Raw genomic sequence first — 21068 nt, 5'->3', positions numbered from 1 at the left:
GTAAACAAACATTTTAACTAGAGTGCATAACGCGCCGGAGCGTCACTGTGTGCACTGGGGGTAAAGTTTCTCAGTGCTGCAATGCGCTGAACGAATCGGTCGGGCTGATCCACAAAACCGTTTTCATACGCCACGATGTGCAAGTCTTTGCACATGTCTAACAGCTCTCCGTTTTTCAGCAGAAAGTCGGGCCGGGCCGGGCGCCCCACCGTTTCGTTGCCGGCGGCAAATGTCTCATAGAGCAGAACACCGCCCGGAGCGAGGCTGGCCAGCAGTGTACCCATCAGGGGACGCCACAAGTAATTGGTCACTACAACGGCATCGAACATTTCGGGTTCGGAGGCTCCATCTCTAGCAAGCGGCCACGGCCCGTTCTCAATGTCAGCTTCTATCAGTCTGGCAAGTGGTACCAATTGGCGCGCGCCGCTTAAGTCTCTATCGACCCCCGTCACTTTGCAACCGAGCCTCGCAAACCATTCCAAATGGCGGCCGCTCCCGCAGGCAACGTCCAAAACCGAAGTGCCTGAGGGAATGAGGTGGCTCCAGCGCTGAATCCACGGCGATGGCGCGGACACCTGCGTATGTGGTTTGTGCATCACTTGGGTTTCACTTCATCTTTCAGCGCTGCCATGGCCATGTTTTCCACCACACCCGGAAGCAGAAGCTTCAAAAAACGCCCCAGCTTGCCTTGGGCCGTCATCACCACTTCACGTTGGCGGTTTTGCATACCTGTGGCGATCAGATAGGCGCACTCGGATACGGTCATGGCTTTGTCTTCCTTGAGGCCACTGGATCCGGCTACTTCGCCCTTGGCATTCAGTCCGTGCGCACGGATATCAGTCAACACTACGCCGGGGAAAGCAGTGGTCACGCTAACGCGGGAAGGTTTGAGCTCTGCACGCAACGCTTCGAAAAAGCCTGTCATCGCAAATTTGGAGGCGCTGTAAGCCGTACGCCCGGGCACGCCGATCAGACCCGCCAGTGACGACACCGCGACGATGCGCCCTTGGGTCTGCTTGATGTGCGGCAGCGCAGCGTGGGTGCACCACACACTGCCCCACAGGTTGATACGCATGAGGTCTTCATACCAATGCAGGTCTTGGGCATCTACATCCTGAAACAGCGCTTGGGCAGAGACGCCCGCGTTGTTGACCAAGGTGTCAATGCGCCCGAAAGCATCAATCGTGGCTTGAACCAGGCTGCGGCATTGTGCTTCGATCGACACATCCGTGGGCACCACCAGAACCTCACTTCCCCTGGCGCGACAAACATCTGCCACCGCGTCCAAACGCTCGCGTTTGCGGGCGGCCAACACGAGGTTCATTTCAGCGCCGTAGCGTGTAGCCAGTTGACGCGCGAGCTCGGCACCTATGCCCTCAGAAGCGCCGGTAATGATGGTGACAGGGATGTTTTTGGTCATAGCAGGAAAACTCAAAAGCAGGCCCAAAGCTGATTGGCCATCTGCACCATGAAATCAGGTTGGGCGTACAAGGTGAAAACAGCGGTCAGCAGCACGCACAAGGCCAGTGTGGTCGCAGTTTTTTTGAGCATGGAGGTTGGTTTCAAGCGGCTTGAGGAGCGCGGGTAATGGGCGCTTCACGTACCGGCAGATTTACCAGTGCAGCGGCCACGCCCAGTGCGATGGCGATGTACCAGACGATGTCATAACTTCCGGTGCGGTCATACAAGTAGCCACCCAGCCACACGCCCATGAAGGATCCGATCTGGTGGCTGAAGAAAACAAATCCTCCCAGCATGGACAAATGCGCCACACCGAAAATCTGGGCAATGGTTGCATTGGTGGGTGGAATGGTAGATAGCCACAGCACCCCCATGACAGAAGCAAATACATACACACTCATGGGGGACAGCGGCACCAGCAAAAACAGGCTGATGGCTACCGCCCGCGCGAAGTAGATAAATGCAAGGATGTACTTCTTCGGCAGCTTCTGGCCCAGCACACCTGCTGCGTAAGTGCCGAACACATTAAAGAGGCCGATCAACGCCAGCGCATAGCTCGCGACCTGGGGTGACAAGCCTTTGTCTTTCAGGTAGCTGGGCATGTGCACTCCGATAAACACCACTTGGAAGCCGCACACAAAGTAACCTGCCATCAGCAATTGAAAGCTCGGGTATTTGAAGGCCTCGCGCAGTGCCTGCCCTATGCTTTGCTGACGCGCCGGGGCTGAAGCTCCGCCGAATGCAGGTTCTTTCAGCCCGCGTGCCAGCGGAATCATCAGCAGAGTGGCCGCTGCCAAGGCCAGCAAGGCCTGCTGCCAGCCAAAGTGGCTGATCAAAAAGCCTTCAGTGGGCACCATCAAAAACTGGCCGAACGAGCCTGCTGCCGCTGCGACCCCCATGGCCCAGGAACGCTTCTCTGCTGGCACATTGCGGCCGATCACGCCGTAAATCACGGCATAGGTCGTGCCCGCTTGCGCCATGCCGATCAGGGCGCCGGTAGCCAAGGTGAACATCAATGGGGTAGTGGTCAATGCCATGCCGCACAAGCCCAGCGCGTACAACAGCGCCCCGATGATGATCACCCGGAATGCCCCGAACCGGTCGGCGGCCATGCCCGCAAAAATGCCGCTCAAGCCCCACGCCAGGTTCTGGATAGCGATTGCAAAAGCAAAAGTCTCGCGCGTCCAGCCCTGGGCCTGGGTGATAGGCTGCAGCCAGAGGCCGAAACCGTGACGGATGCCCATGGACAGCGTCACGATGGTGGCGCCGCACACCAGCACCTGGGACATGGAGAGGGTTTTGGGGGAAGAGCTCATCCTGCAAATGTAGCCAGTTTCGGCGGATCGTTTGCAGCGGGCGGGACACAGAGCGCCCCTGTCTCGGGTCTAAGAATCGGTATTTGCATGTATGCATATACAGTGGATTGCCGCAGTTCCCCTACAATCCGCCGCTATGGCTGTCAAACCCACCCCCGAATATTCTGAATCGTCGATCCGCGTGCTCAAGGGCCTGGAGCCCGTCAAACAGCGCCCGGGCATGTACACCCGCACCGACAACCCCCTGCACATCATCCAGGAAGTGCTGGACAACGCTGCCGACGAAGCCTTGGCCGGATACGGCAAAAAAATCAAGGTCACCCTGCATGCGGACGGCTCCGTCAGCGTGGAAGACGATGGCCGTGGCATCCCGTTTGGCATGCACCCGGAAGAAAAAGCACCCGTCATTGAGCTGGTGTTCACCCGCTTGCATGCGGGCGGCAAGTTCGACAAAGGCAAGGGCGGCGCCTACAGCTTCTCGGGCGGCTTGCACGGCGTCGGTGTGTCGGTGACCAACGCGCTGGGCAAGCGCCTGGAAGCCACCAGCTACCGCGAAGGTTCCGTCGCTCATCTGGTGTTTGAAGGCGGCGACGTGACCGAGGCCCTGCAAGTGCGCAAGGGCGGTGACGGCGACCGCAAACAGGGCACCACCGTGCGGGTGTGGCCGGACGCCAAGTATTTTGAATCCGCCGTCCTGCCCATGGGCGAGCTGACCCACTTGCTGCGCAGCAAAGCGGTGCTGATGCCCGGCGTGAGCGTGACGCTGGTGAATGAAAAGACCAAGGAAAGCCAGAACTGGCTCTACAAGGGTGGCCTGAAAGATTATTTGGGCCAGACCCTGAGCGCCGACCCCGTCATCCCCATGTTTGACGGTGAAGGCTTTGCCGATGGCAACAACGACACCTTTGCCGAAGGCGAGGGCGCAACTTGGTGCGTGGCGTTTACCGAAGACGGCGCGCCAGTGCGCGAGAGCTATGTGAACCTGATTCCCACCAGCGCAGGCGGTACGCACGAGAGCGGCTTGCGGGATGGCCTGTTCCAAGCCGTCAAAAGCTTCATCGAGTTTCACAGCCTGCTGCCCAAAGGCGTGAAGCTCATGCCCGAAGACGTGTTCGCCCGCGCCAGCTATGTGCTGAGCGCCAAAGTGCTGGACCCGCAGTTTCAAGGCCAGATCAAAGAGCGCCTCAATTCGCGCGACGCGGTGCGCTTGGTCAGTAGCTTTGTGCGCCCCGCGCTGGAGTTGTGGCTCAACCAGCATGTGGATTACGGCAAAAAGCTGGCGGAGCTGGCCATCAAGGCCGCCCAAACCCGCCAGAAGGCCGGCCAGAAGGTCGAAAAGCGCAAGAGCAGCGGTGTAGCCGTGCTGCCCGGCAAGCTCACCGACTGCGAGAGCCGCGACATTGCCTACAACGAGGTGTTTCTGGTCGAGGGTGACTCCGCCGGTGGTAGCGCCAAGATGGGCCGCGACAAAGAAAACCAAGCCATCCTGCCCCTGCGCGGCAAGGTGCTCAACACCTGGGAGGTAGACCGCGACCGCCTGTTTGCCAACACCGAAATCCACGACATTTCGGTCGCCATCGGCGTAGACCCGCACGGCCCCAACGACACGCCCGACCTGAGCGGCCTGCGCTACGGCAAGGTTTGTATCTTGAGCGATGCGGACGTGGACGGCTCCCACATCCAAGTGCTGCTGCTCACGCTGTTCTTCCGCCATTTCCCCAAGCTCATCGAGACCGGCCATGTGTATGTGGCTCGCCCCCCGCTGTTCCGGGTGGATGCGCCGGCCCGCGGCAAAAAGCCCGCCAGCAAGGCCTACGCGCTGGACGAAGGCGAACTCACTGCCATCCTCGACAAGCTGCGCAAAGAGGGTGTGCGTGAAGGCGCTTGGTCCATCAGCCGCTTCAAAGGCTTGGGCGAAATGAATGCCGAGCAGCTGTGGGACACCACGCTCAACCCCGACACACGCCGCCTGTTGCCGGTCATGCTGGGCTCCATCAACTTCGGCGACACAGAAGCGCTGATCACCAAGCTTATGGGCAAGGGCGAGGCATCGTCCCGCCGCGAGCTGATGGAATTGCACGGCGACTCGGTAGAGATCGACGTCTGATGCACCTGCGTGCTGCCGCGTCCCGTTTCGCTATGAAAAAAGTAGCTGCTTGCGCAATATGGATGTGCGCTACAGCCGCTTTTGATGCCAAAGCCGATGTGTGGGTCTATGTGGATCCGCAGGGTAAAACGTATCTTTCCACCGAGCAAGTGGACGATCGCTATACGTTGTTTTTCCGCGCTTCTATCCGTGGCCTGCAGTCCGGCGCTGATGCCACTGTCCCGCAGGTTGTGGTGCCGGATGCGCCCGAGCTGTCCCCCAAACTGGCGGCGTTTTTTGACAATTCCTCGCGCTACCGTAAAGCCCAGCCCTTGTTGCAAGAGGCCGCCCGCAAGTACCGCCTGGACTACGAGCTGCTCAAGGCGCTGGTCACCACTGAGTCCGGCTTTGAGCCTACTGCCGTGTCGCCCAAAGGCGCGATCGGGCTCATGCAGGTCATGCCCGATACGGCACGCCGTTTTGGTGTAGACAGCGACCGCTGGATGTCGGTGGAGGCCAAGCTGGCTGACCCCAAGATCAACGTCGGCATCGGTGCACGCTATCTGCGCTTGTTGCTCGACATGTTCCCGGGCCGCACCGATCTGGCACTTGCGGCGTACAACGCAGGCGAGGGCGCGGTGCAAAAGGCGGGTAACAAAGTGCCCAATTTCAAAGAAACCCAGAACTACGTCGCCACCGTGATCGAGCTCTACGCCGCGCTCAAACCACCCGCCACAACCAGTACGTCCGTGCCGCAAGTGGTGGGCGTCAAGCCAGTGCTCAACCCTTACGGCGACGGCTATGTGTTGTCCGGCTCCCGCACGGCCTATGTGCTGGCACCCCGCGCCATGCCTGGTGGAGCCATCGGACGCGGCAACATGATCACCCCGGCTCTGCCTGTGGCCCCTGAAGATTCCCGGATTGCAGTGGACTGAACTGAAGAAACATGACTGACCAAACCACGCTTGATTTGATCCCCGACCCCGCTGAACCGACAGGTCCCGTGCCGCCCGGCGACGATGGCGAACTGAACCTGGCCACCTACGCCCAGCGCGCCTACCTGGAATACGCGCTCTCCGTCGTCAAAGGCCGTGCCCTGCCCGACGTGTGCGATGGCCTCAAGCCCGTACAGCGCCGCATTTTGTACAGCATGGGCCGCATGGGCCTGGGCTTTGGAGGCGCCAATGGCAACGCCGGTGCCAAGCCGGTCAAAAGCGCCCGCGTGGTTGGCGATGTGCTGGGCCGCTTCCACCCGCATGGCGACCAGTCGGCATACGACGCCTTGGTGCGCATGGCGCAAGACTTTTCGCAGCGTTACCCGCTGGTCGATGGTCAAGGCAACTTCGGTTCCAGAGACGGCGACGGTGCCGCTGCCATGCGCTATACCGAAGCCCGGCTGGCCAAAATCACCACGCTGCTGCTGGACGAAATCGACCAAGGCACGGTGGATTTTCAGCCCAACTACGACGGCTCTACCGAAGAGCCCAAGCAGTTGCCTGCGCGCCTCCCGTTCAGCCTGCTCAACGGCGCCAGCGGCATTGCCGTGGGCCTGGCCACCGAAATCCCCAGCCACAACCTGCGTGAAGTGGCCGACGCATGCGTCGCGCTCATCAAGAACGACAAGCTGTCTGACGACGAACTGTTCACCTTGATTCCTGGCCCCGACTTTCCCGGTGGTGGCCAGATCATCAGCAGCGCCAGTGACATTGCCGATGCCTACCGCAGCGGCCGCGGCAGCCTCAAGGTGCGCGCGCGTTGGAAGATTGAAGACCTGGCCCGCGGCCAGTGGCAGCTGGTGGTTACCGAGTTGCCGCCCGGCGTGAGCAGCCAGCGCGTGCTGGAAGAGATTGAAGAACTCACCAACCCCAAAGTTAAGGCCGGCAAAAAGGCCCTGAGCCAAGACCAAACCCAGCTCAAGGCCAGCATCTTGAGCGTGCTGGATGTGGTGCGCGATGAGTCGAACAAAGACGCCCTGGTGCGCCTGGTGTTTGAGCCCAAGAGCCGTACCGTGGAGCAGCAGGAGCTGATCACAGCGCTCCTGGCCCATACGAGCCTAGAAACCTCGTCGCCCATCAACCTCACCATGGTGGGGCTGGATGGCAAGCCGGTGCAAAAGTCATTGCGCCAGATGCTGGTGGAATGGGTGGCCTTCCGCGCCAGCACCATCGAGCGGCGCAGCCGCCACCGCTTGGGCAAGGTGCTGGACCGCATCCACATCCTGGAAGGCCGCCAGACGGTGTTGCTCAACATCGACGAGGTGATTGCCATCATCCGCAACAGCGATGAGCCCAAGGCCGCGCTGATTGCCCGCTTCTCCTTAAGCGAACGTCAGGCCGAAGACATTCTGGAAATCCGCCTGCGCCAATTGGCGCGCTTGGAAGCCATCAAGATCGAGCAGGAGCTGTCGGAACTGCGCACCGAGCAAGGCAAGCTGGAAGAGATTCTGGGCAGCCCCGCCGCACTGCGCCGCTTGATGGTGAAAGAGATTGAGGCGGACGCCAAAGTGTTTGCCGACCCGCGCCGCACACTTATCCAGGCCGAGAAAAAGGCCGTGGCCGAAGTGAAGGTGGTGGACGAGCCGGTGACGGTGGTGGTGTCTGAAAAAGGCTGGGTGCGTGCCCGCACCGGCCATGGCCACGAGGCGTCTACCTTTGCCTTCAAGGCGGGTGACGGCCTGTACGGCACCTTCGAATGTCGCACGGTGGATACGCTGCTTGTGTTCGGCTCCAACGGGCGCATCTACACGGTGCCGGTGTCTGCACTGCCCGGCGGGCGGGGTGATGGCCAACCGGTCACCACGCTGCTGGAGTTGGAGGGCGGCACGCAAATCCTGTACTACTTTGCTGGCCCGTCCAGCGCGCAGCTGCTGCTGTCCGGCAGCGGTGGCTACGGCTTTATTGCCAGCGTCGAGAACATGACCTCGCGCCAGAAAGCCGGCAAGGCCTTTGTGGGCGTGGGCGAGGGCGAAACCCTGTGTGCGCCGTCTGTGGTGTCGGGTGCGCAAGGCAAGGTCACGGTAGTTGGCACGCCTGCAACAGGGGTTGCACCTGCTACCCACGTGGCCTGCGCTTCCACCGGCGGGCGCATCCTGACCTTTGAGATCACCGAACTCAAGACCATGACCAATGGTGGCCGCGGTTTGATGCTGATCGACCTGGAAGACAAAGACACCCTGGCCGGCGCTGCCGCCTACACCCGCAGCATCCGCATCGACGGCATCGGCCGCGGCGGCAAAGAGCGGGACGAAACCCTGGAAATCCGCAGCCTCAACAACGCCCGCGCAGCGCGTGGCCGCAAGGGCAAAGCGGCGGACTTGGGCTTCAAGCCGAACCGGGTGACAAGGGTGGAGTGATGGGCCAAGCAGCCGGGTAATCCGGCTGCTTGGCAGCGGTTGCCGGCTTGTACGGATTCACTTGGATACCGCAAGTGGCTCAGCCGCGGCCAACTTGAGATCTTCTTCTGCGAGTCTCTCTTTGGCTAGCTTGCTTGCCAACTCCAGCGTAATGTGAGCTTCTTTCTTGGCCACTTGTAGAGCTTTTTTCGCAGCGCTGCTTGCAACTTGCAAAATTTCCTTGGCGTATTCAGTCATCTCCGAAGCGCCAACGGTCCCTTTTGCCGCCATCGCCATCGCGGCAGCTTCTAGTGCATGGTCGACAATGGCTTCGGCTCTCGCCACATCTAAAGCTACGAGTTCCGCCTGCTTCAAAATTTTCTGCATCGATTGCTCATCTGTTTTCTGTACTTTGGTCATATCACCTACTGTTTTGATCTGGGTCAATACTAGTTACCCTTTACAGGGGGCGTATGTGCGTCACCGTACACAAAACTGATATCAGCGCAGCATATATTGCCCGCAACCTTGCAAGGCGCCAAGGTTCCGGGGTTCGGTTCGGATAATCCTGAGGCAGACGCACGGGAAACACTTATTCCAACGTTGCCTGTCAAGGTTTTGTCGGGTGGAGGCCGACATTCAACTCTTGGTGGATGTGGACTATTTCTCGCTCATGGCGAGCATGCATTCAGTGAATGCAGGTGACCAGTGGGCCTTGGCCCAATGGCTTACTTTCACGGACTTGCGAAGTCCGGCTTTCCAAAACGGGTCCTCCTGGTAGAGCGACTCTGCTTCGGCTTTGGAATCCACGTTGAGGATCCAAATGCCGCCCTGGGGGACGCCGTCAGGCGTGTCTCGTAGCGCGCCGGAAGCAACGACACAATCACCATGGGCTGCCAAAAAAGCCACATGGTTCGACATGTGCAACGCCCGCTCTGGAAGCCGTTCAGGCTGGTCGGTGTCAATGTCTTCGAATTGAACAATGAACAACATGGCAATTCCTCAAATTAGGGAACATGATTCTAGAAATATCGAAAAATATTGCGGAAATGTGGTTCCCATTTAAAGCAAACAAACATTCTTGAACTGCTGCTCAATCAATAGTTCTTCGCACACACGCCATCGGCGCTAGAGCCGGAATTCATCAAGAACAAACTCCAACCATCCGCCCCGTCCACTTGCCGTAGAGCTTGACGGGAACTGCCTGGCCGCCGGCTGTGGGGGGCATCATGATGGTGCTGGTGGAGACGAGGCCGATGTCGTAACTGCGGCTGTCGTAGCGACCATCCATTTTCATTTGCACTTGGGTGTCGGTGGCGCAGTTGATGGTGCCGCTGATCTTGCCCATGCTCACGGTCAGGCTCTGTACCGAGCATTGCGCCGCTTATGCGGATGTCGTTAAACGAGTTGGGCTTGATCTCAAGCTAGGTCGTATGCCTGTAAGGAGCCAAAAACGTAAGCTGTAACCGAGTTTGCGGCTGAGGACTGCCCTGTAACCCGTGCCATACTTGGTTTCATGAAGCCAAATTCTCTATCCTCGCGTGCGATCTTGAGAGTGACCTCACAATGATCGCTCGCTGGTTTAGATCGTTTGCATTCGTTGGTGCGATTGCCCTGGTGGGATGCTCCTCTTTGCCAGCCCCTGTGGTGAATGAGCTGGCGCCACTTAACGAGGGTGAATCCGACGCTTACGCGGTCTCCCCGACGTCTATCTTTCCATCGCAGAGCAACTGGGAGGTTGCTGCCGAGCACCGCAGTCACGCGCCCCCTGAGTCCGAGCTGGTTTCAGGACGCATTCTGGTTTGGGCTAATCGGGAAGCAGTGGGATTGTTTGTGGGGTTGTTTGCCGATACATTTCTACCATGGACCCACATTGGCATCATTTCGGTCGAATCGGATGGAGTTTGGGTCTACGACACTAACGCGATCAGGATATCGTTGAAAGGTGAAACACTGCCCGACGCCGAAGCGGGGGGAACGCGGCGCATTCGTTATCAGGACTATGTGCTCTCTGATCGTGTCTATGGACTGTATGACCCGCCCGAAGATGTGAACGTGGAGCTTATGCTGGACTTTGTCAGAATGCATTTCAAGCGCGCCACCCGTTTCGATGCACACTTCAACAGTGCGGACGCTAGCGAGCTTTACTGTTCTGAACTGGTGGCACTTGCCTTTGAAGCGGGGGGGGGGGCCAAAATGATGCCTGAGCCGGTGCGTGTCAATCGTTCATTTGACTTGGTCCGCAGTTGGATGAACATTCCATCCCACGGCTTTTATCTTCCAGGTCGTTTGGTCACTCCTGAGCGTCAAATTGCACTTTGGAGCCGCGTTTTTTCGCCCGCTCAAATCCTTGCCTTTTTCGAGGCGCAGTCTGAGTTGGCACGTCGCTTAAATTACGAGACTCGGCTCGGTCAACTGATGGGTTGGAACACTTCCGCGAGTTCGATGGTTGACGCCTTGACGCTGCGCAGTGCGCCGCAGCGTTTTTTGGATGCCAGCCTTGCAGCTGTCGCCACGGACACGCGACGTGCACCAGACCCGATCGCCGTTCAACGTGAGGTGCTTCGAGTGGCTGAAAAGCACTTCGCTGTCGCCAGTCCACGCTAAATCCCTTGCCGACTTACCTTCTACGCCAGACGGTGAGTGGCACATACATCGGCGGGCTACACAGTTGCTTTCATACGTTTGGAATGGCTTTGTCAGAAATAGCCCCATACAAGGTTAGTCGTTGGGGAGTCGCATGCGACGTTATTCCGCAACAAAACGCCTGACGTATAAGTCAAAATTCGCGGATGAAGGGTTTGTATTGCTCTGAATTGATGGGAATCAAATTAGGATGGGCCTTAACATTTCTTTACATTGAGTTGAAATCTTATGAAATTCCAACCTCTCGCCTTGATTGCAGCTGGTCTGATGGCCACCATATCAACCGCGTCAAACGCTGAGTCTTTCGAGCCTAGGGCAGTAAGTGCTGGTGTGGAATACCGAATTAGTTTGGGGGGCAGTACCCGGGCCAAGCCCCCTGCGCCCACTTTCGGATTCAATGTCAATGTGATTCGGGCCCAGAACGGGCCGGCTTTTGACTTTGTGACTCCAAAACTGAGCTTGAGTGAGAATAAGTCCAAAAAACTGATTGATGTACGTTTTGATGCAGATACGAAAGCACTTCACAGCATGCATGTGAATGGTGTGAATGTTTTGACAGACGCCACGCTCCTCAATCTGAGTCCGGATGAGGTTAACCTCAAACAGACAACGGGAACTTCGGGTATCAACTATGCACTTGTTGCCGCGCTCGTTGTTGGGGCCGTAGTAATTGACGGAACAGTGGTGCAAGACGACTCGAACAAGAACAAGAAAACTCCAGCTCCAGCATGCGTACCTACTACTTTCTCAGATGTGTCGTACGTAATGAATGCTATCTGTCCATAATCTGATCAACAGTTAAGAACTCGCATAAAAAAGCCCAGACTAGTCTGGGCTTTTTTATGCGTCACTTATAGCTCATGAATCATGGACGCGACTATCTCATATGTTTAATCTTCGGCCAGATGATCCAAATGTAGCGACGTCCCCCCGTATTTGAGTAGCAAATGATCTTGGAGTCCAATCCCATAGACAGGAGATTGGACGTGAAGAAGAGATTTACCGAAGAACAAATCATTGGCTTCCTGCGGGAAGCGGAAGCGGGCCTGGCTGTAGCCGAGCTGTGCCGCAGGCATGGCTTTTCGGAGGCCAGCTACTACCTGTGGCGTAGCAAGTTTGGCGGCATGAACGTATCAGTTGCCAAGCGCCTAAAGGAGCTCGAAACTGAAAACGCACGCCTGAAGCGGCTGCTGGCCGAAGCGATGCTGGAAAACGAGGTGACGAAAGAAGCCTTGAGAAAAAAGTGGTGAGCGCACCGGCCAGACGCGAACTGGTGCGCCACCTGGTCAGCCACGGACTAAGCGAGCGTTGTTCCTTGCGCGTCATTGGCATGAGCGCCAGTGCCTACCGCTACGAGCCTGCCCAGGACCGCAACTGTGCGCTCAAGGAGAAGATCATCTCCTTGGCCCAGCGTCATCGGCGTTACGGTGCCGGAATGATTTACCTGAAGCTGCGCCAGGCAGGAGAGAAGGTCAAACACAAGCGCGTGGACCGCTTGTACGCCGAGGCAGGCTTGCAGGTGAAAAAGCGCAGGCGCAAGAAGATCCCTCTGGCAGATCGGCATCCCCTGGAACCCCCCACGGCAGCCAATCAGGTGTGGTCCATGGACTTCGTGTTTGATCGCACCGCTGAGGGGTGCAGCATCAAGAACCTGACCATCGTCGATGACGCGACCCATGAAGCTGTCGCCATTGTGAATAATCAGAAGTTGTTGAGAAAATTAAGCCAGTTTTTACTGATTTCATATAGAAGTTTATGAGACAAAGTGCAGAAGTTAGTGAGACTACTTTTTGCTAATTCCCGAATGCTGACTGTTCAAGGCGCATTGCTGCGCTTGAAATTTGACGAGCTGCGGATTCAACGGATGTGACGTACTGACCATTACCAAATTGATTTAGCTTTGCGGCAAGCCTCTCAGCCTCCAGAACAAGTCGAAATAGGCTTTTAGCAAGCACTTTTGCGGAGGGTTTACGTTTGCTAATAGTCATGTTGATTTCCAATATGAGATTTCAAAATAATTCTTCTCACTAACTTGTGCTTTTTCCCATTTACTTTTAATTGTTCACAGCCATCGTGCTGGAGCGGGCGTTGGGAGGAAACCATCTGGTGCGAATTCTGGAGCGGCTTGCCGCGACCAGAGGTCTGCCAAAGGCGATCAGAACCGACAACGGCAAAGAGTTCTACAGTCGGGCCATGCTGACATGGGCGCACGCAAGAGGTGTTCAGCTATTCCTGATCGAACCCGGCAAGCCAAACCAGAACGCTTACATCGAATCATTCAATGGACGGTTCCGGGATGTATGCCTGAACGAGCACTGGTTCACCAGCTTGCATCACGCCCGAGTTGTCGTGGAAGCATGGAGAAAGGAATACAACGAAGAACGACCAAAGAGATCGCTTGGCGGAATGACCCCGGCGGCATACGCCAAAACACTTATTCAAAAGCAGTTAAATTCAACCTTGGACTCCAAGATCATTTGCTACTCAAATACGGGGGGACGTCGAGCCTTGAGCTGACATTCTTGTCGCCCGAAACTGCTTTTGATGAATAAGTTGTTCGGACAAATTTCCTCTGCATTCGCGCCCAGTTTTGCTAGGAACAAGCTCCTACCATCCGCCCCGTCCACTTGCCGTAGAGCTTGACGGGAACTGCTTGGCCGCCGGCTGTGGGGGGCATCATGATGGTGCTGGTGGAGACGAGGTCGATGTCGTAACTCCGGTTGTCGTAGCGGCCGTCGACTTTCATCTGCACTTGGTTTTCGTTGGCGCAACTAATGGTGCCGCTGATCTTGCCCATGCCGACGGTCAAGCTTTGTACCGAGCATTGCGCAGCTGCAATTTGCTGGCGTGCATTGCTCTCCCAATCTGTTGCATCTTCTTTGGTCATACAGCCCCGTGTGTCGCTCATGGTGCGCCAGTTGGTGCGGTCGACCGATAGTTTGGTGACACCCACCCACATGCCGGGGTCGGGGCGGATGTTGTCACCCGCGTGGGCAAATGTGCTCACCAGGAGCAGGGCGAGGGCGGTGGGGGCGATGCGTGTCATGCGTGCAATAACTTCCGGCAAAAAGAAAGCCCGCAGTCTATGGACTGCGGGCTTGGGTGCCTATCCCCCAAACGGGTGATTTACGCCTGCTCACACTTGCTCCTGATTCAGGAGCTGCAAGCGCATATTCCACAAGCCTCAGCTGATTTCAAGAACAGAATTTCCGTCACTGTGTAGCACGCAAAAAGCCCTTCAAGAAGAGGATGTTGACGGTCAGTCAGGCCTTGCTGACCAATGAATAGTGGTGCCTTCACAGTTCGTTCCTGACGCTACGTTTAGCGATCACTTTGATTTTTTTGCAATTTTTTTTGCCACCTTACGCCGCTATGATCTGGCACAAATTTTTACAGGGAGATCATGATGAAGTTGGCTTTTGGTGCCGCAACTTTTGCTTGTGCTGCGTTGCTTTCGGCATGCGGTGGAGGGGGCGGTGGGAGTTCCGCAGGGGGGACGACTAGCCTCACAGGAGTTTTCTCGGACAGTGCCGTATCCGGCTTGACCTATGTGATTGGCGGGGTAGCTGCAAAGACGGATGCGTCAGGACATTTCACCTACAAGTCCGGCGATACGGTCACCTTCAAAGTCGGTGATGTGGTGCTGGGCTCTGCAGTGGCTCAGGCATTTATGAGCCCTGTCACGCTGATCAGCGGTGCGACGGACGAAACCAACGTTACTGTCACCAACATCGCCAAGTTCTTGCAAACGGTGGACGATGACAATAATCCTTCCAACGGCATCCAAATCACCAGTGGTATTCACTCAGCGGCAGTCGGCCGTACCATCAATTTTGCCCAGACTAGCAGTGCCTACGATTCAGACACGGCAGTTACGAACGCCTATGCGGCACTGAATGGTGCATCCACCTCAGGCACCCATGCGGCAGTAGGCGACTCGAACGCACAAACTCACTTGCAAGGCACGTTGTTGGCGGCCATGGCCGGTACCTATAACGGCAACTACAGCGGGTCAAGCAGTGGCACGTTTACGTTCACTGTGAATAGTGGCGGCCAAATTACTTCCGGCACGATATCGAACACTGGCGGCGCCGTGATGACCGGCAACATTGCAAGTGGCGGCGGATTCAGTTCGAGCAACCCCGGAACATTGGGCGGTAATCCAGTCACTGTGTCATTCAGCGGAACCATCAGTGCCGGGGCCTCCACGGTTTCGGGTAACTGGTCGGTTTCCGGATCCGGATACAACTTTTCGGGTACGTTCAGCGGCAAGAAGTAAAAACGCGTGCGCTCCTGATTCAGGAGCTGCTCGCGCATATTCGACGGGCGCTAGCGCCCGTTTTTACTTTAAGGCTGAGCTGTTGTTTGCACGTCGGCAGCTTCGGTCCATCCACCGCCCAGCACTTTGTACAAGGTCACCAGGTTTTGCAGTTGCTGGGTTTGCACCTGCACCTGTGCCTGTTGGGCTGCAAACAGCGAGCGCTGAGCTTCCAACACCTCAAACGAGCTGGCCGCTCCGGCTTTGAAGCGCAGGTCGGTCAGTTGCATGGTGGTCTGGGTAGCGACGAGCTGCGCGGTCTGGGCTTGCAGTTGCTCGCCCAAGGTGGCGCGGCCGGCCAAAGCATCGGCCACTTCCTTGAAGCCGGTCTGAATGGCTTTTTCGTACTGGGCGATGGCGATGTCCTTGTTCACCTTGGCAGCTTCCAAGTTGGCCTTGTTGCGGCCCGCATCAAAGATGGGCATCAGCAGCTGGGGCACAAAGGTCCAGGCGCTGGTACCGTTGCTGAACAAGGTGTCCAGGTCGTTGCTGGCCACGCCTGCGCTGGCAGTGAGCGTGATGCGCGGGAAGAAGGCTGCACGTGCTGCACCGATGTTGGCGTTCAGCGCAAGCAGGTTTTGCTCGGCCTGGCGCATATCGGGGCGGCGCACCAGCAACTCCGACGGCACCCCGGCCGGCAGGTCGCTCAAGAAGCCTTGCTCTGCCAGGCCCAGGCCGGCCGGCAGGTCCGCCGGCAAGGGCTGGCCTACCAGCAGCACCAAGGCACTTTCGTCAGTCGCACGTTGGCGGGTTTGTTGGGCCAGTGACACTTTGGCAGCTTCCAACAGGCTCTGGGCGGTGCTCAGGTCCAGCTTGGAGGCAGCTTCGTTGTCGTACTTGAGCTGCATCAGGCGCAGGCTCTCTTGCCGGGTCTTGAGTGTTTCACGGGTAATGCGCAGCAACTCGTCATCGGCCAACAGGGTCAGGTAAGTGTTGGCGACCGACGCAATCAGGCTGATTTGCACGGTCTTGCGGGCTTCTTCGGTCGCCAGCAGTTGCGACTGGGCCGCTTGGCTCAGGGCGCGCACGCGGCCGAAGAAATCCAGCTCATAGGCCGTGACGCTCAGGCCGGCGGTATAGCTGCTGGTGATGGCGCCGCTGGCAGCCGGGCCGCGGCTGCCGTTGATGCCAGCATTCACGGTGGGCAGCTGGTCGGCACGGGCCACTTGCAGCTTGGCCCGGGTCGCGTCGATGTTGAGGGCTGCCACGCGCAGGTCGCGGTTGTTCTCCAAAGACAGCTCAATCAGGCGCTTGAGGCGTGCGTCTTTGAAAAAGCTTTGCCACTCAATATCTGCCGCCGCTTTGGCTTCGGCTGTGGGTGTGCTGGATACCGCAACTTGGGGGAAGGCAGGCGCCACGGGAGCCGCGGGCCGGGTGAAGGTAGGGATAAAGCTGCAACCAGCCAGCCACAGCGCCGTCGACAGGGTGGCCAGACGCAGGGCAGGGCGTTGGAAAGAATGCTTACTCATGGGATTGCGCTCCGATCTGGTGTCCGTGTTCAACGTCGAATTGGTGTTGGCGTTCGCTGCCCTTGAAGATGCTGCGCACCACCACGAAGAAGATCGGCACGAAGAACACCGCCAGGATGGTGCCCGCTACCATGCCGCCGATCACGCCGGTGCCGATGGCACGTTGGCTGGCCGAGCCCGCACCGCTGGCAATCGCCAGAGGCAACACACCCAACATGAACGCCAGCGACGTCATGACGATGGGACGGAAGCGCAGATGCGCTGCCGACAAGGCGGACTCGATCACGCTCTTGCCTTGGGCTTGCAAGTCCTTGGCGAACTCAATAATCAAAATCGCGTTCTTGGCCGACAAACCGATGATGGTGATCAGACCCACCTGGAAGTAGACGTCGTTCGCGTAGCCGCGGAACAAGGTGGCCAACACGACACCGAACACACCCAAGGGCACGACCAAAATCACCGCCAGGGGGATGGACCAGCTCTCGTACAACGCAGCCAGGCACAAGAACACCGCCAGGATCGCGAAGGCATACAACACAGTCGCTTGCGAGCCGGCCTTCTTCTCTTCGCGGGACTGGCCAGTCCACTCAAAGCCGAAGCCTTCGGGCAGCTTGGCTGCCAGTTGCTCCATTTCGGCCATGGCCTCGCCGGTGCTGAAGCCGGGAGCTGCTGCACCGCTGATGCGCACGGCGGAGTAGCCGTTGTAGCGCACGGTTTGCATCGCGCCGGTCACCCATTGCGTGGTGGCAAAGGCAGACAAGGGCACTGCTTTGCCGCTGCTGTTGATGGCGTTGAACTTCAGGATGTCATCCGGCTGCATACGCGCCGTGCCTTCAGCTTGCACCACCACCCGTTGCAGGCGGCCCGCATTCGGGAAGTCGTTCACATAGCTCGAACCCAGCGCCGTGGAGATGGTGCTGTTGATGGCGCTGAAGCTCACACCCAAAGCGCTCGCTTTGTCGCGGTCGATGTCGATTTGCAGCTGCGGCGCATCTTCCAGACCATCAGGGCGCACTTGGGTGAGCACCTTGCTCTTGGACGCCATACCCAGCAGCTGGTTGCGTGCTCCGATGAGCGCCGCGTGGCCCTTGCCTCCGCGGTCTTGCAGGCGGAAGGTAAAGCCGGTGGCATTGCCCAATTCAGGAATGGGAGGCGGCGCCAGCGGGAAGATGAATGCATCACGGATGCCCATGAGTGCACCGAAGGCGCGGCCGGCCAATGCCTGCGCCGAATGCTCGGGGCCCACGCGCTGCGACCAGTCTTTCAGGGTCACGAAAGCCAATGCGGCGTTCTGGCCCTGGCCGGAAAAGCTAAAGCCCAACACCGCCACCATGCCTTCGACTTCAGGTTGCTTGAGAATAAAGCCTTCCACTTGCTCCATCACTTTCAAGGTGCGCTGTTGGGTGGCACCCGGGGGCAGCTGCACGTTCACGATGATGTTGCCCTGGTCTTCACCCGGCAAAAAGGAAGTGGGCAAGCGCAGGTACACCACAGCCACACCGGCAATGATGGCCACATAGATCACCAGGTAGCGGCCGGCTTTTTTCAGCAAGCGGGCCACCAGGCTTTCGTAGCCTTTGGCGGTGGAGTCAAAGCGGCGGTTAAACCAGCCGAAGAAGCCGGTCTTGGCGTGCGCGTGGCCGGCCTCGACAGGCTTGAGCAGCGTGGCGCACAAGGCGGGGGTCAGCGACAAGGCCAGGAAGGCCGAGAACGCAATGGAGCTCACCATTACCGCAGAAAACTGGCGGTAAATGTTGCCCACCGAGCCTGCAAAGAAAGCCAGCGGCACGAACACGGCAATCAACACCACGGTCACACCGATGATGGCGCCCGAAATCTGGCCCATGGCCTTCTTGGTGGCTTGCAGTGGTGGCAAGCCTTCTTCGCTCATGATGCGCTCGACGTTTTCCACCACCACGATGGCGTCATCCACCACGATACCGATCACCAGCACCATGCCGAACATGGTGAGCACGTTGATCGAGAAGCCCAGCGCCAGCAGGGTGGCAAAAGTACCCAGCAGCGCCACCGGCACCACGATGGTCGGGATGATGGTGTAGCGCCAGTTCTGCAAGAACAGGAACATCACCAGGAACACCAGTACCACGGCTTCGACCAGGGTTTCAGCCACTTGCTTGATGGAGATGTTCACGAAACGCGAGCTGTCGTAAGGAATGCTCCAGCTCATGCCTTTGGGGAAGTAGGCCTGCAGCTCGGTCATGCGGGCACGCACGGCTTTGGCTGCGGCCATGGCGTTGCCGCTGGGGGCCAACTGCACGCCGATACCGATGGCTGGCTTGCCATTCAACCGGGCGGAGGTGGCATACGCCTGGGCGCCGAGCTCAATGCGAGCCACGTCTTTCAGACGCACGGCCGAGCCGTCGGCGTTGCTGCGCAGCGCGATATTGCCGAACTGCGCCACGCTGGCGAGCTGGCCTTTGACCACCACGGTCGCTGCAATGCTTTGGCCGGTAATGTTGGGCAGGTCGCCAATGGCGCCGGCAGACACCTGCGCGTTTTGTGCGCTGATGGCGGCGTTGACTTCTGCGGTAGACAGGTTGAACGACGCCAGCTTGGCCGGGTCCAGCCAGATGCGCATGGCGCGCTCGGTTCCGAATAGCTGGGCCTGGCCGATACCGGGCAAGCGTTGCAACTCGGGCACGATATTGCGCGAGGCGTAGTCGCCCAGTTCAATCGTGCTGGTCTCCGGGTTGTCGGAGGACAGCATGGTGAACATCAGAAAGTTGGAGCGCGATTTGTCCACGCGCACGCCTTGCTGCGTGACCGCTGCTGGCAAGCGCGGTGTGGCGCGTGACAAGCGGTTTTGCACATCTACCTGCGCGAGGTCGGCGTTGGTGCCTGTCTCGAAGGTCAGGGTGATACTGCCGGAGCCGTCCGCTTGCGCGACTGACTCCATGTAAATCAGGCCGGGGGAACCGTTCATTTCGCGCTCGATGACGGACAGCACGCTATCCTCCAGCGTTTGGGCCGATGCACCGGGGTAAGCGGTGTTCACGACGATGGACGGTGGTGCCACCGGCGGGTACTGCGAGATCGGCAGCTGGGTGATGGCCACGCCGCCCATCACCAGGATGAACAGCGAGATCACCCACGCGAAGATGGGGCGGTTGATAAAAAACTGAGCCATGGAATGTGCCTCTAGCGATTTATTTGGCAGCTGCAGACGCGGCTGTAGCGGGGGTGGAAGCAGCAGCGCCTGCGGGAGCGGCACCGGGAGTCCATGGCACGGGCTTCACGGGGGCGCCGGGCACCATCATTTTCTGGAAGCCGTCCACAATGACCTGGTCGCCTTCTTTCAAGCCGTCCAGAATCACCCACTGGTTGTTGATGGCATTGCCACCGAGCTTCACGGGGCGCGGACCGGGCTTGCCGCCTTCGCCGACCACCAGCACGGTGTCGCCCTGGTTGGTGCGGGTCACCGCTTGCTGCGGAATCATGATGCCGGAGGGCAGTTCTGCCTGGGACAAGCGCACGCGCACGTACTGGCCGGGCAGCAACAGGCCGTCAGCGTTGGGCACTTCGGCGCGCAGGGTGATCTGGCCGCTGGTGGCGTCCACCGTCAAGTCGCTGAATAGCAACTTGCCGGCCTTGGGCAGCTCGCTGCCGTCTTCCAGCACGATGCGCACCGGTACCGAGCCGTCGCCCGAGGCGCGCAATTGCTTGGAGGCAATGGCTTTGCGCAGGCGCAGCACTTCGGTGCTGGACTGGGTGAAGTTCACATACACCGAGCCGGTTTGTTGGATGGTGGCTAGCGCAGTGGCGTCAGCAGCACCCACCAAGGCCCCTTCGGTCACTGCAGACTGGCCGATGCGGCCGGAAATCGGTGCGGTGATGGTGGCGTAGGCAAGGTTGATGCGTGCGGTCTCCACGGCCGCCTTGGCCACACCCAGATCGGCTTCTGCCTGGCGCTGGGTGGTTTGCAGGGTGGTGAATTCCTGCTTGCTGATGGCGTTGGCTTCTACCAGCGCTTTGTTGCGCTCCACTTGGGCGGTGGCTTGCGCCAGCGTGGCCTGGGCCTTCACCACGGTAGCTTGGGCGCTCTCGAACGCAGCGCGGTAGGGGGCGGAGTCAAGTTGGTACAGCACCTGGCCAGCTTTGACTTCGCTGCCTTCGCGGAAGGCACGTTGCAGCACTACGCCGCTCACACGGGCGCGAACTTGTGCCACGCGCAGGGCGCTGACGCGGCCTGGCAATTCCGATTGCAAAGCCACCGCCTGGCTGGACACGGTCACTACACCGACTTCAGCAGGGGGCATGCCGCCACCGGGCGGGCCGCCGGCGCCCTGAGCGCCGTCTTTGGCGCCGCAGGCCACCAGGGCTACAGCCAATGGAATGGCCAACAAGGCCACACGGCCGGAGGAGAGAGCGGGTGAGGCACCCTGGGTCTGACGGAACAGCGACATACAGAATTCCCTTGTGA

General features: G+C 58.7%; 16 protein-coding genes and 3 pseudogenes. 8 read left to right on the top strand and 11 right to left on the bottom strand.

Annotated features, from left to right (window positions below; genetic code table 11):
- Nucleotides 1-17 precede the first annotated feature (17 nt).
- The 3 genes from AEP_RS05530 to AEP_RS05520 all read right to left on the bottom strand — a co-directional run bounded on the left by AEP_RS05530 (nucleotide 18) and on the right by AEP_RS05520 (nucleotide 2777).
- Nucleotides 18-596 (bottom strand): class I SAM-dependent methyltransferase, encoded by a 579-nt coding sequence (locus tag AEP_RS05530; protein WP_087494461.1) that lies wholly within the window; start codon nucleotides 594-596, stop codon nucleotides 18-20.
- Complete coding sequence (locus tag AEP_RS05525) at nucleotides 596-1420, bottom strand: SDR family oxidoreductase (protein ID WP_442873353.1); 825 nt, start codon at nucleotides 1418-1420, stop codon at nucleotides 596-598. Before AEP_RS05525 ends, AEP_RS05530 begins: the two co-directional genes overlap by 1 nt.
- Nucleotides 1421-1562: 142 nt before the next feature.
- Nucleotides 1563-2777 carry an MFS transporter gene (locus tag AEP_RS05520; RefSeq protein WP_087494460.1) on the bottom strand — a complete coding sequence of 405 codons (1215 nt, stop codon included), beginning with the start codon at nucleotides 2775-2777 and terminating at the stop codon, nucleotides 1563-1565.
- Nucleotides 2778-2913: 136 nt separating this feature from the next.
- On the opposite strand from AEP_RS05520, the gene AEP_RS05515 reads away from it, so the two are divergent.
- The 3 genes from AEP_RS05515 to parC all read left to right on the top strand — a co-directional run bounded on the left by AEP_RS05515 (nucleotide 2914) and on the right by parC (nucleotide 8215).
- Nucleotides 2914-4884 (top strand): DNA topoisomerase IV subunit B, encoded by a 1971-nt coding sequence (locus AEP_RS05515; RefSeq protein ID WP_087494459.1) that lies wholly within the window; start codon nucleotides 2914-2916, stop codon nucleotides 4882-4884.
- A gap of 62 nt (nucleotides 4885-4946) precedes the next feature.
- On the top strand, nucleotides 4947-5798 hold the full coding sequence (locus AEP_RS05510; protein WP_232459937.1) for a lytic transglycosylase domain-containing protein: 852 nt from the start codon (nucleotides 4947-4949) through the stop codon (nucleotides 5796-5798).
- Between the two features lie 11 nt (nucleotides 5799-5809).
- Entirely contained in the window at nucleotides 5810-8215 is a 2406-nt protein-coding gene (parC, locus tag AEP_RS05505; RefSeq protein ID WP_087494458.1) for a DNA topoisomerase IV subunit A, read from the top strand.
- A gap of 57 nt (nucleotides 8216-8272) precedes the next feature.
- Here parC and AEP_RS05500 read toward each other — a convergent pair whose 3' ends face one another.
- From AEP_RS05500 to AEP_RS05490, 3 genes and pseudogenes are all read right to left on the bottom strand, one after another.
- Nucleotides 8273-8641: a hypothetical protein gene (locus AEP_RS05500; RefSeq protein ID WP_157673059.1), complete on the bottom strand. Its 369-nt coding sequence runs from the start codon at nucleotides 8639-8641 to the stop codon at nucleotides 8273-8275.
- A 213-nt stretch (nucleotides 8642-8854) separates the two neighbouring features.
- Entirely contained in the window at nucleotides 8855-9187 is a 333-nt protein-coding gene (locus AEP_RS05495; protein ID WP_087494456.1) for a YciI family protein, read from the bottom strand.
- A gap of 151 nt (nucleotides 9188-9338) precedes the next feature.
- Nucleotides 9339-9563: pseudogene (locus tag AEP_RS05490) on the bottom strand (hypothetical protein); the annotation flags it as partial.
- Nucleotides 9564-9760: 197 nt separating this feature from the next.
- Here AEP_RS05490 and AEP_RS05485 point away from each other — a divergent pair.
- The 3 genes and pseudogenes from AEP_RS05485 to AEP_RS05475 form a co-directional block, all read left to right on the top strand.
- On the top strand, nucleotides 9761-10801 hold the full coding sequence (locus tag AEP_RS05485; RefSeq protein ID WP_087494454.1) for a hypothetical protein: 1041 nt from the start codon (nucleotides 9761-9763) through the stop codon (nucleotides 10799-10801).
- A gap of 267 nt (nucleotides 10802-11068) precedes the next feature.
- Nucleotides 11069-11626, top strand: coding sequence for a hypothetical protein (locus tag AEP_RS05480; RefSeq protein ID WP_087494453.1), 558 nt, complete (start codon nucleotides 11069-11071; stop codon nucleotides 11624-11626).
- A 161-nt stretch (nucleotides 11627-11787) separates the two neighbouring features.
- Nucleotides 11788-12533 (top strand): annotated as a pseudogene (locus AEP_RS05475) (transposase); the annotation flags it as partial.
- Between the two features lie 100 nt (nucleotides 12534-12633).
- On the opposite strand, the gene AEP_RS20625 reads toward AEP_RS05475, so the two are convergent.
- Nucleotides 12634-12828, bottom strand: coding sequence for a hypothetical protein (locus AEP_RS20625; RefSeq protein ID WP_157673057.1), 195 nt, complete (start codon nucleotides 12826-12828; stop codon nucleotides 12634-12636).
- A 79-nt stretch (nucleotides 12829-12907) separates the two neighbouring features.
- On the opposite strand from AEP_RS20625, the pseudogene AEP_RS05470 reads away from it, so the two are divergent.
- Nucleotides 12908-13357 (top strand): annotated as a pseudogene (locus tag AEP_RS05470) (integrase core domain-containing protein); the annotation flags it as partial.
- Between the two features lie 76 nt (nucleotides 13358-13433).
- Here the strand turns inward: AEP_RS05470 and AEP_RS05465 are convergent.
- Nucleotides 13434-13886, bottom strand: a complete 453-nt coding sequence (locus AEP_RS05465; protein ID WP_087494452.1) for a DUF3617 domain-containing protein — start codon at nucleotides 13884-13886, stop codon at nucleotides 13434-13436.
- Nucleotides 13887-14381: 495 nt separating this feature from the next.
- Between AEP_RS05465 and AEP_RS05460 the strand changes: the two genes are divergently transcribed.
- Nucleotides 14382-15119, top strand: coding sequence for a hypothetical protein (locus AEP_RS05460; protein ID WP_087494451.1), 738 nt, complete (start codon nucleotides 14382-14384; stop codon nucleotides 15117-15119).
- 68 nt (nucleotides 15120-15187) lie between these two features.
- Here the strand turns inward: AEP_RS05460 and AEP_RS05455 are convergent, their stop codons facing one another.
- From AEP_RS05455 to AEP_RS05445, 3 genes are read right to left on the bottom strand one after another with little or no spacing between them, the layout of a single operon-like run.
- Entirely contained in the window at nucleotides 15188-16627 is a 1440-nt protein-coding gene (locus AEP_RS05455; RefSeq protein WP_087494450.1) for an efflux transporter outer membrane subunit, read from the bottom strand.
- On the bottom strand, nucleotides 16620-19775 hold the full coding sequence (locus AEP_RS05450; RefSeq protein ID WP_087494449.1) for an efflux RND transporter permease subunit: 3156 nt from the start codon (nucleotides 19773-19775) through the stop codon (nucleotides 16620-16622). Before AEP_RS05450 ends, AEP_RS05455 begins: the two co-directional genes overlap by 8 nt.
- 19 nt (nucleotides 19776-19794) lie before the next feature.
- A complete protein-coding gene (locus AEP_RS05445; protein WP_087494448.1) occupies nucleotides 19795-21051 on the bottom strand; it encodes an efflux RND transporter periplasmic adaptor subunit in 1257 nt (418 codons plus the stop codon).
- Nucleotides 21052-21068: the final 17 nt, after the last annotated feature.

Source organism: Curvibacter sp. AEP1-3 (genome assembly GCF_002163715.1).
Lineage (GTDB): Bacteria > Pseudomonadota > Gammaproteobacteria > Burkholderiales > Burkholderiaceae_C > Allorhodoferax.
The sequence above is the reverse complement of the archived record's forward strand: the minus strand, read 5'-3'. Positions and strand labels throughout refer to the sequence as shown.